Raw genomic sequence first — 17,625 nt, 5'->3', positions numbered from 1 at the left:
AGTTCACGAACTTCCTGCGCGACAACCGCGAAACCTTTTCCGGCCTCCCCGGCGCGTGCTGCCTCGACACCTGCGTTGAGTGCCAGCAGGTTCGTCTGGAACGCAATCTCGTCAATGACCCCGATGATGTTGGAGATCTGCTGTGAGCTGCTTTCGATACGCTGCATCGCTTCTTCGGCATGAGCCACGACATTTGCTGACTGCGTGGCACTGTGCGTTGCAGCCTGGGCCACCGACCTTGCTTCCTCAGTCATTTTGGAGGAACTGGAAACGTTTGCCGTGATCTGATCGAGCGCAGCAGCTGTTTCCTCAAGGGCTGCTGCCTGCTGCTCAGTGCGTTTGGATAGATCATTCGCACCGGAGGCAATCTCGCGTGTCCCGGAATCCATGTTGCCAACCGCAGTAATAACCGCGCTGACCGTCTGGCTGAGTTGTTCGACAGTCGCATTGAAATCCTGGCGAAGAGGCTCGTATTCCGGCGCAAATTGCGTCTGGATCCGACAGGCAAGGTCGCCACCGGCAAGCCGCTTCAGACCCGCACCGAGTGCCGAGCTTGCAATACGCAGCTGCTCAGCCTCACGGGCAGTTCGCTGTTGTTCGGCCTCGCGCTGCTTCTCGGCCTCCGAGCGATTGGCCAGAGCCTCCTGTTCGAGACGCTTGTTGGACAGCGAATTCTGCCGGAAGACTTCAACAGCAGAGGCCATGGCTCCGACCTCGTCGGAGCGGCCCTCGAAGGGAATTCTGCTCTGGTCATCACCACCTGCCAGACGGCGCATGGCCTCGGTTATGGCATTGATGGGCCGCGCGATGCCTGCAACCGCAAAATACATGCCCGCAACACAGATAGACAGCGTCGCAATCGCAAGTGTCAGAACCGCCGTGAAGGCGAAGCTGGCATCGTCCTCGGCATTGGTGACTACGGTTTTGGAATTTGCAATGATCGCATTGACCAGTTCATTGATCTTTACGTTGACCGCGTCAGCACGCGGTTTCAGTTCAGATTTGAAGTAAATGACGGCCTTTGGAATATCTCCAGCTGCAACATGATCAACATACCGCTTGGCCACACTATCGTATTCGGCAACAAGTGGCTTGAGATCATTGATAAGCTTGCGACCCGTTTCTGTCCGGACCTTTGCTTCGTAGCGGGCCATTGCATCACGAAGTGCTGCTTCATAGCCTCTCAAAGTCTGCTGCTCTGCATCTAGCCCGGCCTTGTCGGTCACCATGGCGTGTCGAGCCAGCGCAAGACGGACGTTGGCAAACTCACCCTTGATGTCGCGGGCGGTGAGCAGACGCTCCATCCAGTAATCACCGATATCAGCCGTTTCAGACCGCATGGAGGAAATGTTTGAAACACTCGTGAAAGAAAGAGCTGCGACAGCCAAGGCAATGAAGCCAAGCATTCCGATCAGAGCCATGCGAAGTGAAGGTCGTTTCATGGGAGCTTCCGCTTAATTAATATATTAGTCAAATACTCACATGATGTTATTTCCGAATGGTAAACGTCCTCTAACGTATGGCATCCAGAAATAGTATATTTCATCATCCGTAAATTGTATCGAGCTCTCACGAAGCAATCCTACGCCGATCAAGACGCATTTTTATGGCAAGCTGAAGTCCAGCTGGGCCAAGGGAACACAATACAGACCTTCAAGAGCACGGGCTACAGGTGGTGAACCTGGATGGCGCTGCGGCACATCTGTGGCTCCGTATTCCTTCGATAGCATCTTGGCCCCACGACCGGACGGCGAGAGGCATTCAGCCTGTCCGATCGGCAATGCGAACATTACCACCGCGTCCGCCACCCCAAGGTAAACGAGGAGTGGACCAAGACCTTGGTTGCCTCCTATCAGGACGATGGCGCACAAGCCGTTTTCAAACAGGTTAGAAAGGGGAACCTTGCCCCGACAAAGTGATCCATTTTGATGTAGCCTTGTCACAACATGCATCTCTCAAGATCACTCAATGACAAAACGAACATCGCCGGACAGAACAATGAATTTAAAAGACAGAGACCAGCGTTTTTCCCGGTCCGCGTGGAAAAGACCGAAGCGGTTCGATCGCAATCTGATCGTCATCGGAGCGGGTTCGGCGGGGCTTGTCTCGGCCTATATCGCGGCAGCTGCCAAGGCGCGGGTAACGCTGGTAGAGGCCAAAAAGATGGGAGGCGATTGCCTCAACTTCGGCTGCGTCCCGTCAAAGGCTTTGATCAAGAGTGCCAAGGTGGCCCATCAGATACGCCACGCAGATAACTATGGACTGAAGGCAGTCGAACCCGGCGTTCCCTTTTCCGCCGTCATCGAGCGTATCCACGAGGTCATCGCCAGGATAGAGCCCCATGACAGCGTCGAGCGATACACCGGTCTTGGCGTGGAAGTACTCGAGGGCTACGCGAAGCTGATTGATCCGTGGACGGTAGAAATTGCGCTCAATGACGGCGGCACCCAGCGCCTGACCACTCGGGCTGTCGTGATCGCAACCGGGGCTCAGCCAGTTATTCCATCCATTGCAGGTCTTGTCGAAATCGACTTCATGACTTCGGACGATATGTGGGAGCGACTTCGTGGTCGGCCAACCGTGCCACAAAGGCTGGTCGTGCTCGGTGGCGGTCCAATCGGCTGCGAGTTGGCGCAGAGTTTTGCCCGGCTCGGCTCAGACGTTACCCAGATTGAGACAGCACCGCGTCTAATGACGCGGGAGGATGAAGATGCGGCCCAATTCGTCGAGGCCTCGATCAGGGCGGATGGCGTGAATGTTCTGACCAGCCATAAGGCGGTCGCGTGCGGGGCTCATGGGGGCGAGAAATGGATTGAAGTCGAACATGAAGGCGACCGACGCCGTATCTGTTTTGACGAGATTATCGTAGCCGTCGGGCGCGCACCGCGATTGGAAGGTTTTGGACTTGAAGAACTCGGCATCAAGGTTGACCGTGTCGTAGAAACAAACGAGTATCTGCAGACACTCTACCCAAACATTTTCGCGGCCGGCGATGTTGCAGGTCCTTACCAGCTTACCCATGTTGCCGGACACCAGGCCTGGTTCGCGACGATCAATGCGCTGTTCGGCGACTTCAAGCGCTTCAAGGTCGATTACTCCGTCATTCCCTGGGCCACCTTCACTGATCCGGAGGTGGCGCGTGTCGGCTTGTCAGAAGCAGAGGCGAAAGAGAAGAACGTACGCTATGAGATCACACGCTTCAACCTTGACGACCTGGATCGTGCGATCGCAGATGGATCTGCTCGCGGCTTTGTCAAAGTGCTGACCGTGCCGGGCAAGGACAGGATACTCGGCGTTACGATCGTTGGTGAGCATGCGGGCGATCTGCTCGCCGAGTTTGTGTTCGCCATGAAGCACGGCCATGGGCTCGGCAAGGTCCTTGGCACAATTCACATCTATCCGACGCTGGCCGAAGCCAACAAGATGGTCGCCGGTCAGTGGCGGAGGAATCATATGAGCGGCTTTCTCCTCTTTCTGCTCGAGCGCTTCCAGACCTGGAGGCGCGGATGATTGATGCAAGAATATTGCCGCTCCAGAAGGCAATTCTTCAGCCTGCGGCTACGCTTCTGGCGCAGCGTGGCGTAAAGGCTGATACGATCAGTCTGGTCGGATTTCTGGCAGGGTTCAGCGCCTTTGTCATGCTCGGTTTAAGCCTCTGGCTTCCCGCTTTGCTGCTGATCTTGATCAACCGGCTTCTGGATGGGCTGGATGGTGCCGTTGCCCGAATCCAAGGCCCAACGCACCGTGGTGCCTATCTCGATATTGCACTGGATATGGTCTTTTACGCTCTGATCCCACTGGGTTTTGCTATAGCAATACCCGAGGCCAATGCATTGCCGGCCGCCGTACTCATCGTGACCTTTGTCGGTACGGGCTCCTCGTTTCTCGCTTTCTCAGCGGTCTCGGCGAGACTGGGTCGCAACGCGCCAGAGTTTCCTACCAAAGGCATTTATTATGCGGCAGGTATCGCAGAAGGTTTCGAGACCATTGCGGTTTTTGTCGCCATGTGTCTCCTGCCGACAAATTTCCCGCTGCTTGCCTATTGCTTTGCTGCCCTCTGCGCGCTCACCACCCTTATCCGCTGGCGTCAGGGCTGGGTTGCTTTTTCGACGGAAGAATAGTGAACCGATTGCTATCTTTCCCGACGACCGTTTCCAGACCGTGCGCTATGCTGCGACCCTCGAACTTGCGCTCCGGTGTGAAGTCTTCCCCAAGGTCCGATATGCTGGATAAAGATACGATCATGGATGAACGGCGATCTTCAGGGAAAGTGAACAGCAACGGCAGCGGTCACCGCCTCTGGCAATATGCGCCGGTGGCTTTCGTCATCTCAGGCTTTACGCTTGGGTATGTCTTTGGTGTGCAGGACTACCTGAGCCTCACGTTCCTCGCTCAACAGCGGGAGGCTTTGCGCATCTACGTCGATGCGAACCTTCTGTGGTCTGCGCTGCTCTTCCTCGTGATCTATATCTTGGCAGTTGCTTTCTCGTTCCCTGCAGCCTCTGTGCTGACCATCTTCGGCGGTTTCCTGTTCGGCTGGTTGATTGGCGGCGCGCTGGTTGCCATCGGCGCCACCATAGGCGCGTCCATCCTGTTCCTTGCCACGCGCTCCGCCTTTGGGGGCTTTCTGCGCGCCCGTGTCGATGGTTTTGCAAACAAATTGGCCGATGGGTTCAGGGCGAATGCATTCAGTTATCTTTTCGTTATCCGGCTTGCGCCTGTCTTTCCCTTCTTCGTCGTCAACATCGCCGCTGCATTGTTCGATATCAGCCTTGGCCGATTTTTCACCGCGACGCTTTTCGGAATTTTACCCGGCACCTTTGCCTATGCCTATCTCGGCCAGGGTGTCGATAGCGTACTCGCGGCTGCGCAAGCCAGCGGCCGGCAAGCGCAGGTCTCGGATCTGGTGACACCGGAGATCACAATCGCGTTTCTGGCGCTTGCGTTCGTCGCCCTAATCCCCATCGTCGTCAGGCAGATCCGCAAGCGAGGAGATTCGCGATGACATTGTGTTTTGCCATGGTGATCGGGACGTCGCTCCAACGGGATCCGCAGAGCCTGCACGTCAAGAATTGATCAAAAGGAAGAAGAGCGACAATGCGTTCAATGGCAGCGATATTCGCGGTTGGCCTTCTGGCTGCCTCAAGCAGTCTTCCGGCGGCAGCAGCCGAACCACACATTTCTGATTGGAATCGTATCGAGCAAGCCGCATCTGGACAGACGGTGTACTTCAACGCCTGGGGTGGGTCTGAAAATATCAATGCCTACCTTCAATGGGTGAGCTCTGAGATGCAGTCGCGGTACCGCGTTACCGTCGTGCAGGTGAAACTGGATGATACCGCAAGCGCGGTTGCCAAGGTTATCGCCGAGAAGGCATCCGGCAAGAACGAGGGGGGCTCGGTCGATCTCATCTGGATCAATGGTGAGAACTTCGTCTCGATGAAGCAGAAAAATCTGCTCCTTACGCCGGGCTGGGCAACAGCTCTGCCGAACTGGCGCTATGTTGACAGCGAAAACCAGCCGACGATTTTGACGGATTTTACCGAGCCGACGGAGGGATTGGAAAGCCCCTGGGGCGGTGCCAAGATGGTTTTCTTCTACGACAGCGCCCGAACCGATGCATCCTCGCTGCCGGATAATTCGGCACAACTGCTCGATTGGGCGAAGAAGAATCCGGGCCGCTTTTCATATCCCGCGCCTCCGGATTTCATTGGCTCGTCTTTCCTCAAGCAGGTCCTTGCCGAAGTGATCGATGATCCCGCCAAGCTGTCACAGCCAGTGAACGAGGCGAGTTTCGAACGCGACGTCGCACCGCTCTTTGCCTACCTTGATGCACTGCATCCGGTTGCTTGGCGCTCCGGCAAGACCTTTCCTCAGAACTACCCGGATATGAAGCAGAAGCTTGCCGATAGTGAACTCGATATCATTTTTGCATTCAATCCTGCTGAAGCCTCGGCCGGCATCAAGGCTGGCGAACTGCCGGAGACGGTACGATCCTTCACCTTCTCCCGTGGCACACTTGGCAATACGCACTTCGTGGCCATTCCCTACAATGCCAATGCGAAGGAAGGGGCATTGTTGACTGCAAATTTCTTGATTTCGCCGGAGGCGCAGTTGCGCAAACAGAATCCGACCTACTGGGGTGATCCAACTGTTCTTGCCATATCAAAGCTACCGGAAGCCGATCGTGCGGCATTTGCAGCCCTTGACCTCGGTGCCGCAACGCTTGCGCCGGACAAGCTCGGCCCCGTGATTGCAGAACCACACACAACCTGGATGAATCGCATCGAGGTAGAGTGGCGTCGACGCTATGCCAGCGGCAATTGAGCCGTGACAGCGCAATCGGCCGATCACTCTTTCGGACAAATATTGATCGCATATCTGCCAAAGAGTGCGGTCGTCCTCACGCTTTGCCTTCTGTTCCTGCCGATCACTTTTGGGCTTCTTGGCACGCTGCTGCCAGCCTTCGGCTATCTCCCGGCGCTCGGTCACCATGGCCTTAGCCTTCAGCCGTTTCGAGATCTTGCCTCGACACCAGGCTTGGTCACGGCGACCGTGTTGAGTATGGCAACCGGCCTTGTTGCCACCCTCATCTCTCTCGCTGTAACTCTGGTTTTCATAGCAGGGCACGCAGGAACCCCGATGCTGTCGCGCATGCAGCATCTGCTGGCGCCTCTGCTGGCGGTTCCTCATGCCGCTGTCGCCTTCGGCGTTGCCTTTCTGTTTGCCCCCTCGGGTTTTCTCATTCGCCTTGCTGCTCCATTCCTGGGGATCGATAGGCCGCCGGACGTCCTTATTCCTCATGATCCACTGGGATTTACGATGATCGCAGGGCTCGTGATCAAGGAAACGCCGTTTCTTTTGCTGGTTACGCTCGCGGCTTTGCCACAGGTGGAGCTTGGCGCTGCACGCAGGCTGGCGGCATCCTTTGGTTACGGCAGGATCGCGGGCTTCGTCTACCTCCTCTGGCCGACGCTGTACCGGCAGATCCGTTTCGCCGTCTATGCTGTCATTGCCTATACGTCTTCGGTCGTTGATGTTGCGTTGATCCTCGGTCCTAACCTGCCCGGCACATTGGCGGTTCAGCTGGTGCAGTGGATGAATGATCCCGATCTCGATGCACGCTTTCTCGCATCGGCCGGTGCCGTGCTGCAACTGGGCGTGACGCTGGCTGCACTGCTTCTCTGGTTTTTTCTCGAGCGGCTCTCTGCGATCATGATGAGGAACGCTCGAGAGAGAGGGTGGCGGTTCGAAAGGGATCGACTTTTATGCCGTGCCTCCGTCCTCGCGGTTGGCCTGGTCAGCGGCGTTGTTTTCGCTGGACTTGCCATTCTCGCAATCTGGTCGCTCGCCGGTCTCTGGCGATTTCCAGATATCCTGCCACAGAGCTTCACATTGCGAAGTTGGATGAGTGCCTCGCCAAGCCTGGGAAATGCGGTCGTGACGACGTTAATCACTGGCTTCGCGTCAACGCTCCTTGCCATCGCGCTCACAATCGGCTGCCTGGAGAGGGAGCTTCAGACCGGACGCAATGTCGGCGAGAAATCGCTGCTGATGCTTTATCTGCCGCTGATTGTGCCGCAGATTACCTTCGTTTTCGGCTTGCAGCTTCTGTTCATTGGCACTGGAAGCGGAGATAGGCTCGCAGCGCTCGTTCTCGTCCATCTGGTCTTTGTTCTGCCCTACGTTTTCCTCTCACTGGCGGATCCCTGGCGAGCCCTCGACCGGCGCTACGAAATCATCGCAACGGCTCTTGGTCGGTCACGGATCTCGGTGCTCCTGTCGATCCGCCTGCCCATGCTGATGCGTCCGATCCTGACAGCCATGGCCGTCGGCTTCTCTGTCTCTGTCGCGCAGTATCTGCCGACGGTGCTGATTGGCGAGGGCCGGCTAGCGACAATCACCACCGAGGCGGTCGCACTGGCCTCTGGTAATAACCGTCGTGTCATCGCAGTGTACGCCCTGCTGCAAACAATGCTGCCTTTTCTGGCTTTTGTGCTTGCGTCGTTGATACCGGTGGCGCTCCATCGTGATCGTCAAGAGATGAAGGTCTGATGATGGCGGAGCGAGCAACTTCAAAAGGTCTCTTTCTTTCAGATGTTGTGATCCGTCTGGGCACGGTAACGCTGATCGATCTGACTGCCGACGTCGCGCCCGGTTCGGTTCTCACCATCATGGGACCGTCGGGATCGGGAAAATCTACCTTGCTCTCCTTCATTAGCGGCTTCCTCAATCCGGTCTTCGACGCCAGAGGTGCCATGTTCGTTGACGGTGTCGATTTTCTTGCATTAAGGCCGGAAGAACGTCGCGCCGGGATTTTGTTTCAGGACCCGCTGCTTTTTCCCCACATGTCGGTTGGCCGCAACGTGTCTTTCGCTATCCCGGCGAGTGTCTCCGACCGGCGTCAGCGTCAGCAGATCGCGGCAGATATGCTGGCGGACATGGATCTCGGTGGATTTGATGACCGGGACCCTGCCACGCTCTCCGGCGGACAGAAGGCGCGGGTGGCGCTCGCCCGTGTTCTCGTCTCCCGCCCCAGGTTATTACTGCTCGATGAACCCTTCGCCAAGCTCGATATGGACCTGCGCGCCCAAATGCGGACCCTGGTGTTCGATCGTGCAAAAATCGCCGGTCTTCCGGTCGTTCTCGTCACCCATGACGAGGCTGATGCCCAAGCCGCTGGCGGCCAAATTCATCGCACAGGGCTGAAGGGAACCGCCCATGGGTGAGCAGAGCGAAGCGATGGCTCCCATTGTGCTTCTCGGCGGTGGCCATGCCCATGTCGAGGTGGTGCGTCTGCTGGGGAAGGCAGGGCTTGGTGCGCAGATCAAGCTGGTGTCGCCGTCGCGTCAGACGCCGTACTCCGGCATGCTTCCTGGCTACATCTCCGGGGAATACGGATTTGACGATTTCCATATTGATCTGGCTACCCTGTGCGCACGCTCTGGCGTCGAGTTTGTTGAAACCGCTGCAACTGGGATCGACGTTGATCGCAGATTTGTCTTACTGGCGAATGGCGAACGCCTTCGCTACGGTCTGCTCTCAATCAATATCGGCTCCGTCCCATCAGTGCCTAGAGGTCTATCGGTTGGAATCTCCGTTAAGCCGATCGCGAGCTTTACTGATCGCCTTGCGCAGCTTGATGCTTTGGTCGCAGAAGGACGGATCTCGAAACTTGCAGTCGTTGGGCAAGGGGTTGCCGGCATCGAGGTGGCCTTCGCGCTCAAACGCCGGTTTGAAGGGCACAGCGTCAGTATCAGCCTCGTTGGTCGAGCAGCGGAGGTTGTTCCAGAGCGGAGTTGTCGCGCCCGGAAGATGCTGGAGCGGGAATTGCGAAACGCAAAAATTGTTCACACTCCAGCTTTCGATGTCCTAGCTGTTGAGGATAGTGAACTCATTGCCCGCGACGAACGGCGACTTGCCGTCGATGAGGTCATTTGGACGACGTCCAGCGGTGCACCTGCTCTCTTGCGGGATACGGGCCTTCTTCTCGACCAAGACGGTTTCATTCGCGTGGATCTTACCTTGCAATCTCTATCGCATCCGGATGTCTTCGCGGCCGGGGATGTCGCTTCACTGCCTGATCCGCGCCCCAAGGCTGGTGTCTTCGCTGTTAAGGAGGGACCGATCCTGGCAGGGAATATCCAGCGCTTCCTCTCTAAAAGGCGCATGAAGTCCTATCGGCCGCAATCTTCTTGGCTGGTGCTGATCTCGCTCGGAGACGGGCGGGCCATTGCAGACAAATGGGGCTTTGCGATTCTTGGATCTTGGGTGGCCAAATGGAAGCATCGCATCGATAGTCGTTTCATGCGGAAATATCGCTGATGGTTCTCAAGGTTCCGGCATCTGCCTTTGAGGGTGCTGCGAATGGATGCTTATTTCGGTCTCGAACCACCAACGCATGTCGCGTAAAAGTGTCCAGCGGTTTTGCGATAACGACACGCGTCAAAGCAAAGAGTTAAAGCGGCAGGAGCGGATCTGGAAGATCGCGATGCGCTTTAGAGAAGCGGTTGCTGGTAAGCGAACGGCGCCTCGTTGGAAATTCGCATGGGTTTGCATCGAATGACGAGCATCGCCACCATTTCAATTTGAGGATTGAGATGGTGGCGACCCATGATTGTCAGGCAGCGACCTGATCGGACTGGGGCCTGTCTGACTGACGCCGGCTTGAAACAGTAAGGATGATTGCGCCGGCGACACCTGAAACCAGTGAGCCCATCAAAATCCCGATCTTGACGTGATCCTGAACCACTGGATCGTTGAAGGCGAGCAGCCCGATGAACAGCGACATCGTGAAGCCGATCCCGCAAAGAAGAGCCGTGCCGGCGACCTGACCCCAGCTCGCCTGGGCTGGAAGCTGCGCCAATCCAAGCTTGACCAGCAGTGTGACAATACCGAGCACACCCACCAGTTTGCCAATGACAAGACCGCCGGCAACACCCATCGTCAAAGGCTCGCCGAACACAGAGAAGCTCAGCCCGGAGAGCGAGACGCCAGCATTGGCGAAGCCAAAGATCGGCACGATGATGAATGCAACGGGCTTGTGGAGCGCATACTCCAGGCGATGAAGCGGTGATTCATCTGGCATTGCTTCTGGCGTGCCGGGGGTAAGCTTCAACGGAATGGTCAATGCCAGCATGACCCCAGCCAGTGTAGCATGAACGCCGGAAGCAAAGACGAGAACCCAGAGCACTCCGCCCAATGCCAGGTACGGCCACAGCACCTTGACCTTCATCTTGTTGAATATGAAGAGATTGCCCCAGACAAGAGCTGCCCCAATGAGCGCAAAGAGATTCAAATCTGCCGTATAGAAAAGGGCAATCACAATCACGGCACCGAGGTCGTCGATGATCGCAAGCGCTGCCAGAAAGATCTTGAGTGAGGCTGGAACCCGTGATCCGAACAACGAAAGGACGCCGAGGGCAAATGCGATGTCGGTTGCGGTGGGAATCGCCCACCCTTGAAGGGCCGCCGGATTGTCGCGATTCAAGAGAATATAGAAAAGTGCTGGAAACGCCATGCCGCCTGCAGCGGCGGCACCCGGCAGCACCCTGCGGCTCCACGTCGAAAGCTGTCCGTCAAGCATCTCACGCTTGATCTCCAGGCCAACCATCAGAAAAAACACTGCCATCAAGGCATCATTGATCCAATGCTGAAGACTGAGCGGACCGATGTACACGTGTAAAATATGGAAATAGTCTTCGGCCAAGGGAGAATTGGCCGTTACGATTGCCAGGAGAGCGACTGCCATAAGCACCAGGCCACCTGAAGCCTCATTTTCAAGAAACCGCCGAAGTGTGGAATTGATGCGACCTGAATTTGATGTCGAAGACACAGGTTCACGCTCCCTTTGCTGGAAGTTGATCTTAGTCTCCGTCGATTTCGGGGGAACCCGCAGCGCACGCAGCACGCGCTATAGAACAAGAGTATAGTGGACCTATGAGGAAGTTTCCACAAAAACCGAAATATTTACCCAAACAAACGTCTCGATCACGCGATTGTTTGGTTCAGTCATTATCATTCGGTATGTTCAACAAATGGCCGCAAGCCTTGCAGTGTACAGCATCAACCTCGTGCCGTTGCAAACCGCACTTCTCACAGGGATACGACACCTTGTAAGGACGGACGATTGACTGCGCGAGCCTGACAAACAGGGAGATGCCGACAATCATCGTGACGACTGACGTTAGTTTCCCGAGGGGGCCTGGCAGTGTAATGTCACCAAATCCTGTCGTCGTCATCGTTGCGACGGTAAAGTACAGCGCGTCAACGAAACCGATAAGGCCGCTCTGGTGATAGAAGAATGTCGTATAGACGAACGCTGTCACCATGAACAGGAAGACGAGAAAATTCAGTGATGCTCGCGCCACGTCCCTGTAGGGATGACAGCCAAGCCGTCTGAGGATCACGGAAAAGAGCGGGCTCTCGCTCACCGCCCACAGGCGCATCGCGCGTAGGAATGCAAAGTTGAAGAGCGCATTCGGGAACAGCAGCGTGGCGAGAATGACGACATCAATCCACGTCATGGGCCTCCTTAGGAACACGCCGAGAGATCCGGTTGCAAAGGCGCGCGCAGCCAGTTCCGCGAGGATCCAGAGCGCGATCATATAGTCGATGATCAGATACGACGGTCCGCTGCGCAGAAATGGTCCGAATATGAAGAATGAGATGATGCTCACGTCGATGATGGCAAGAATTGCTTGCCAACGAAGCGCCCAGGCGTCTCGTCCACGCTCTATGCGCCGCAACTTCATCTGCAAAATCGCGAGGCGGGATGGAAATGATCTCTTACTGCGCGTTGTATCTGTCATTCTCACTGGATAGTGGGCGACCACGGACGTGGTCAACATCAATGGCTGGCAACGTAGCCAGCACAACACAATCCGTTCTTCAGGTTGAAGAGGATGGAGCCAAATCCGGTCTTGCGCATTTCCCTCTGCGAAAGATGTCTAATCTGTGGCGATCTTTTGTCGAATGCCGAGACAGAGCCAAAGTGGATATTTCAAATCAGTTGCGCGGTGTTTTTCCGAGGAGAGGTTTAGGTAGATGAAATCATTCATTGTCAATCCACCAGTTTTCTATGGATCGGTTATCATCATCACCTTGTTTGTGGCTGTCGGCATTGTGCTGCCTGGTCAGGCAGAAGCTCTGTTCAGCACCGTTCAGGGCTTTATCCTCGGGACGTTCGGCTGGTTCTATCTCCTTTCAGTCGGCATTTTTCTGGTTGCCATGCTGCTCTTATGTTTTGGCAGGTACGGACAACTCAAACTAGGACCGGACGACTCTGTTCCAGACTTTCGGTTTCTCTCGTGGATAGCAATGCTGTTTGCTGCGGGTATGGGCATCGGGCTGATGTTTTACGCCGTCGGCGAGCCCATGACTCATTACATGGCGCCACCGACCGCCGAGCCGAAAAGCGTTGCGGCCATGCGCGAAGCCATGACAGTGACTTTTTTCCACTGGGGCATTCACGCCTGGGCCATTTATGCCGTTGTTGGTCTGTCTCTGGCCTACTTTGGCTATCGCTATAATCTTCCGTTGACCGTTCGCTCTGGCCTCTACCCTCTGCTCAAAAACAAGATCAACGGTCCAATTGGACATGCAGTGGACATTTTCGCCATTGTTGGCACCATGTTCGGCATCGCGACCTCACTGGGACTAGGCGTGGCGCAGATAAATGCAGGGCTTAACCACCTGCTCGGCGTACCAATCAGCACGACTGTCCAGCTGTTTCTGATCGTTCTGGTCACCGGTATGGCTACCGTCTCGGTAGTCACGGGTTTGGATAAGGGTGTGCGCATTCTCTCCGAAACGAACCTTATCGTCGCAGTTCTACTCATGCTGTTTGTTCTGGTCGCCGGGCCGACCACGCAACTGTTGAGGGACTTTGTTCAGAACATTGGTCTCTACCTCGACACTATCGTGCTGCGGACATTCAATATCTACGCCTACGAGCCGACCCCGTGGATCGATTCCTGGACGTTGTTCTACTGGGCTTGGTGGATTTCCTGGTCGCCATTTGTGGGCATGTTCATTGCCAGGATCTCGCGCGGCAGAACCGTGCGCGAATTTATTGCCGCGGTTCTCTTCATTCCTGCAGGTTTCACGTTCTTCTGGATGACAGTGTTCGGCAACACGGCGATGTTCATCGATACGGGCGTCGCTGCTGGTGCGCTGGGTGCTGCGATCTCCGATGACGTGTCGGTCGGACTTTTTCGCTTTTTCGAGTATCTGCCTCTTCCCGGCATCACCTCAACTTTGGCGGTCCTGCTGGTCTCGATCTTCTTCATCACCTCTGCAGATTCCGGGGCACTTGTGGTGGACTCGATAGCCGCTGGCGGGGAGACGGAGACGACAACCGGACAGCGAATCTTCTGGTGCTCGATGGAGGGAATTGTAGCGGCCTGTCTACTTGTTGCAGGCGGACTGGGTGCACTTCAATCCGCTACCGTTGCCAGTGCTTTGCCATTTACCTTTGTCATGTTGGCGCTTGTCGTTTCTCTCTATCTTGGCATGCGGCAAGATCTGGCGCAGAGGGAGGTGCACAACGTTCGCGGTGCCGTTCCGGCAGAGCCAGCCTCCGGGCAAACCTGGCAGCGTCGGCTTGCACTGATACTGGCAACGACAACAGAAAAAGAAGTCGTTCGCTTCATCGATGAGAAAGTCTCACCTGCTTTAGACAAAGTCGCAGCGGAGCTGCAATCGAGAGGTCGGCCAACGGTCGTCGAGCGGGACGCTCCGGGCCTGGTGACATTACGTTCTCCGGCCTCGGACGTGCGTGACTTTATTTATGGGGTCACAACACAACATCATCGTGTCGCGAGCTTCACAACGATACGGGCCGGGCAAGCGGAATACCGCTATGAAGCACGGACTTTCTTTTCCAGCGGCAATAGCGGCTATGACCTGATGGGCATGACCCAGGATCAGATCATAAGTGACGTCCTCATCCAGTTCGAGCGTTACCTGCATCTGGTCCATTCACCGGAGTTCCAGCTTGTCCACGCGGCCCCGGAACATACGGCATGAATAACTGGAAATGACCTCGGGTGAAGACGGGATGTCATTTCGGGAACGGCCTTTTTGGAGTACCTACATCGATGAAGTCAAAGTGGCAGTGGTGGTTCGGCCAGGTCGTACGCCGCATTTGGTTCAGGGCAACACTGTTTTCGCTGGCAGGGGTTTTCACCGCTTTGCTGGCAGTTGCCGTTTCGCCCTACATACCCCAGGATCTGCCAACCAAGATCGGTGCTGACGCTGTCGACAAGATACTGGGCATCATCGCCTCGAGCATGTTGACGGTGACGACGTTTTCGTTGACCACGATGGTATCTGCTTATTCTGCAGTCACAACGAATGTCACTCCGCGGGCAACCAGACTGGTGATGGAAGATAGTACGACTCAGAATGTGCTTGCCACCTTCGTCGGCTCATTCCTGTTCAGCCTCGTGGGGATAATCGCACTGACGACGGGATATTACGGAGACCGCGGACGCGTCATTCTTTTCGTGGTGACGATCGGCGTCATCATCCTGATCGTTGTAACCCTGTTGCGCTGGATCGATCACCTTTCCCGGCTGGGGCGCGTAACAGAAACCACGCAACGTGTTGAGCAGGCTGCGATCGAGTCATTGAAAGCCTGGTTGGAGACGCCACATCTTGGAGGTAACCGACTGCAAGAAAACGACAAGCGGGTTGGAAAACCAAATACAGCAATCTTCCAACGACAGGTTGGATATGTTCAGCATGTGGATGCAGGCATGCTGTCCGAGATCGCTGATGAATTCGATGTCGAAATAGCTGTTGTTGCGATAGCCGGAAAGCTGGTGTCACATACCACACCGCTTGCCTGGGCAACTGGGCAGATCAGGGTAGAAGTATGCGAGCGCATAGCGAATGCGTTCACGATTGGCGACGTCAGATCCTTCGATCAGGATCCTCGCTTTGGAGCCGTCGTTTTATCAGAGATCGCTTCGCGAGCCTTATCTCCAGCAGTGAACGACCCGGGGACTGCGATTGACGTCATCTCTCGTGGAGTCCGGATGCTTGCGACTTGGGACGAACACTGCCGAGAACGCGATGTGCGCTATCCCCGCCTTTTCGTAGCGCCAGTTACCCTTGATGAGCTGTGTGATGATCTTTTTGTGCCGATTGCCAGAGATGGAGCCGCAAATGTCGAGGTTTCCATACGCCTCCAAAAGGCATTTCACATCCTTCACGGCTTCAAAAACGGGAATTTTGAAAAGGTAGCGTGCAGACATTCGGCAGCCGCTGTTAAGCGATCTGAAGCATCGGCGATGGTGGAAGACGATCTTGAGCACGTTCGGCGTCTGGCAGGACTGATGGCTCGCCCTTCGCAGTGAACTCATGCGCGTCGGCAGGCTGCACTAGGCAGCGTGCCGTGAGCTTCTGCCTTCTACCACGCCAGACACTTTGAAGTGCGAGATTAATTCAAATAGTTTGGATGCCTCGTGCGCCAGGCTTTGTGACGCTGCATTTGCTTCTTCGATTGAGGCTGCGTTTCGCTGAGAGCCACTATCCAGCGCATTGATTGCGCCTGATACCTCATTGATACCGATACTTTGCTCCTGGCTCGCCGTGGCAATGGCAGCGACATTCGCATCGACTTGCTGCACCTGCTCGACGATCTGCTTCAAGGCTGTGCCAGTTTTATTGACCAGAGCTACACCTTGGCTGACACCTGCGGACGATTTGGCAATGAGGGCCTTGATCTCTTTCGCGGCGCTCGCAGATCGCTGGGCCAGCTCACGCACCTCCTGTGCTACGACCGCGAAGCCCTTTCCGGCTTCACCGGCACGCGCTGCCTCGACACCCGCGTTCAGAGCAAGGAGGTTGGTCTGGAAGGCAATCTCGTCGATCACGCCGATGATGTTGGCAATTTCCTTCGAGGATGACTCGATCTCACCCATCGCTTGGGTCGCCTGCCCCACTATTTCGCCAGATGCCTCCGCAGCGCCCCTGGTCGTGGCAACGAGTTGCTTTGCATCATCCGCGCGCCTACTGGCGTCCTTGACGGTAGTGCGTATCTCCTCAAGGGCTGCGGCAGTTTCCTCGACTGCTGCTGCCTGATGCTCTGCGTTTTTAGCAATATCGTCTGAGACAGAGTGAATCACGTTTGCATTGGACGAGAGGAGCTCGGCTGAAGCTTTGATCGTTGAAACGATCTGATCAAGCGCTGAGGCCGCTGCGTTGAAATCTGCGCGAGTTTGTTCCAGCGCCGGATCGATCTTTGCGTCCATTCGCGTCGCAAGATCACCTTTCGCGAGCCGACCTATATTTTCGCTGAGCTGGCTGACCGCCTCCATTCGTGACGTGATATCACTGGCAACCTTGATGACACCGTAGACAACGCCACGGGAGCTGAAAACGGGCGTATAAGCCGCTTGGATCCAGACCCTTTTGCCACCTTTGCCAATGCGCACAAAGTTATCCGAGATGAACTCTCCTGCCTGCAACCGCTTCCAGAACTGAGCATAGTCTGGAGTTTCACGATATTGTGGGTCGCAGAACATACGGTGGTGTTGTCCGATCACCTCCGACTCATGATAACCCATCGCGGTCAAGAAGCGCTCGTTCGCATGATGGATTGTCCCATCGGGGGCGAACTCGATTATCGCCTGAGACTGATCGATCGCACGCAGGCGATTGTTGTCATGGAGAGCCGCTATTTTAGTGGCCGTGATGTCAGAGGCCAGTTTGAGAATTCGAACGACCTTACCACCGTGGAACACCGGGCAATACGTCGCTTCAATCCAGACATCTTCACCATTCTTATTCTGCCGCCTGAACTGACCACTCTTTACCTGCCCATTTGCGAGGTCTCTCCAGAAAGTCTGATAGTCTGGAGATTGCCGAATTGCATCCTCACAGAATATGCGATGATGTTTCCCAACTATCTCACTCAGTTGATATTTAAGTGCGTTGCAGAAATTCTCGTTTGCGGAGATGACGGTACCATCTGGATTGAACCAGATCATGGCGAGAGACTGCGATATAGCGCGGACATCATCGGCAACACGCCCTGCACTGAAAACATCTGCAAATAACATCGCACCCTCCTATAAATCTAGCTAGATCTAAGATCTGCTTATTTAATGCAATCTG

Annotated in this window: 13 protein-coding genes; 9 read left to right on the top strand and 4 right to left on the bottom strand. The window is 55.6% G+C overall.

The features are described 5' to 3' along the window. Nucleotides 1-1,442 (bottom strand): methyl-accepting chemotaxis protein (locus ASD54_RS06555; protein WP_156379107.1); only part of this gene is annotated, 1,442 nt, incomplete at its 3' end. Nucleotides 1,443-1,998: 556 nt separating this feature from the next. Between ASD54_RS06555 and ASD54_RS06545 the strand changes: the two genes are divergently transcribed. The 7 genes from ASD54_RS06545 to ASD54_RS06515 all read left to right on the top strand — a co-directional run bounded on the left by ASD54_RS06545 (nt 1,999) and on the right by ASD54_RS06515 (nt 9,825). After that, nucleotides 1,999-3,510 carry an FAD-dependent oxidoreductase gene (locus ASD54_RS06545; RefSeq protein WP_062553824.1) on the top strand — a complete coding sequence of 504 codons (1,512 nt, stop codon included), beginning with the start codon at nt 1,999-2,001 and terminating at the stop codon, nt 3,508-3,510. Continuing rightward, a complete protein-coding gene (locus ASD54_RS06540; protein WP_062553814.1) occupies nt 3,507-4,121 on the top strand; it encodes a CDP-alcohol phosphatidyltransferase family protein in 615 nt (204 codons plus the stop codon). The genes ASD54_RS06545 and ASD54_RS06540 overlap by 4 nt, the downstream gene beginning before the upstream one ends. A 122-nt stretch (nt 4,122-4,243) precedes the next feature. After that, a complete protein-coding gene (locus ASD54_RS06535; protein WP_062553823.1) occupies nt 4,244-5,005 on the top strand; it encodes a TVP38/TMEM64 family protein in 762 nt (253 codons plus the stop codon). Between the two features lie 92 nt (nt 5,006-5,097). Further along, nucleotides 5,098-6,327 (top strand): ABC transporter substrate-binding protein, encoded by a 1,230-nt coding sequence (locus ASD54_RS06530; protein ID WP_062553813.1) that lies wholly within the window; start codon nt 5,098-5,100, stop codon nt 6,325-6,327. A 42-nt stretch (nt 6,328-6,369) separates the two neighbouring features. Further along, nucleotides 6,370-8,055: an ABC transporter permease subunit gene (locus ASD54_RS26805; protein ID WP_062553812.1), complete on the top strand. Its 1,686-nt coding sequence runs from the start codon at nt 6,370-6,372 to the stop codon at nt 8,053-8,055. A 2-nt stretch (nt 8,056-8,057) separates the two neighbouring features. Next, a complete protein-coding gene (locus ASD54_RS06520; RefSeq protein ID WP_062553822.1) occupies nt 8,058-8,729 on the top strand; it encodes an ATP-binding cassette domain-containing protein in 672 nt (223 codons plus the stop codon). After that, nucleotides 8,722-9,825: an FAD-dependent oxidoreductase gene (locus ASD54_RS06515; RefSeq protein WP_062553811.1), complete on the top strand. Its 1,104-nt coding sequence runs from the start codon at nt 8,722-8,724 to the stop codon at nt 9,823-9,825. Before ASD54_RS06520 ends, ASD54_RS06515 begins: the two co-directional genes overlap by 8 nt. Nucleotides 9,826-10,120: 295 nt before the next feature. On the opposite strand, the gene nhaA is transcribed toward ASD54_RS06515, so the two are convergent. Then, nucleotides 10,121-11,335, bottom strand: a complete 1,215-nt coding sequence (gene nhaA / locus ASD54_RS06505; RefSeq protein WP_200958454.1) for a Na+/H+ antiporter NhaA — start codon at nt 11,333-11,335, stop codon at nt 10,121-10,123. Nucleotides 11,336-11,507: 172 nt separating this feature from the next. Continuing rightward, the gene (locus tag ASD54_RS06500; RefSeq protein WP_244484697.1) at nt 11,508-12,254 is read right to left on the bottom strand and encodes a potassium channel family protein; all 747 of its coding nucleotides are present in this window, start codon (nt 12,252-12,254) and stop codon (nt 11,508-11,510) included. A 292-nt stretch (nt 12,255-12,546) separates the two neighbouring features. Between ASD54_RS06500 and ASD54_RS06495 the strand changes: the two genes are divergently transcribed. Together ASD54_RS06495 and ASD54_RS06490 are read left to right on the top strand one after the other, a co-directional pair. Beyond that, nucleotides 12,547-14,529, top strand: coding sequence for a BCCT family transporter (locus ASD54_RS06495; RefSeq protein ID WP_062553809.1), 1,983 nt, complete (start codon nt 12,547-12,549; stop codon nt 14,527-14,529). A gap of 71 nt (nt 14,530-14,600) precedes the next feature. Beyond that, nucleotides 14,601-15,863: a DUF2254 domain-containing protein gene (locus tag ASD54_RS06490; RefSeq protein ID WP_062553808.1), complete on the top strand. Its 1,263-nt coding sequence runs from the start codon at nt 14,601-14,603 to the stop codon at nt 15,861-15,863. A 24-nt stretch (nt 15,864-15,887) separates the two neighbouring features. Here the strand turns inward: ASD54_RS06490 and ASD54_RS06485 are convergent, their stop codons facing one another. Beyond that, nucleotides 15,888-17,570: a PAS domain-containing methyl-accepting chemotaxis protein gene (locus tag ASD54_RS06485; protein ID WP_062553807.1), complete on the bottom strand. Its 1,683-nt coding sequence runs from the start codon at nt 17,568-17,570 to the stop codon at nt 15,888-15,890. Nucleotides 17,571-17,625 lie beyond the last annotated feature (55 nt).

The sequence above is a fragment of the Rhizobium sp. Root149 genome (assembly GCF_001427345.1).
Taxonomy (GTDB): domain Bacteria; phylum Pseudomonadota; class Alphaproteobacteria; order Rhizobiales; family Rhizobiaceae; genus Neorhizobium; species Neorhizobium rhizoryzae.
Note: the sequence above shows the minus strand (reverse complement) of the source record. Positions and strands in the feature narration are given on the sequence as shown.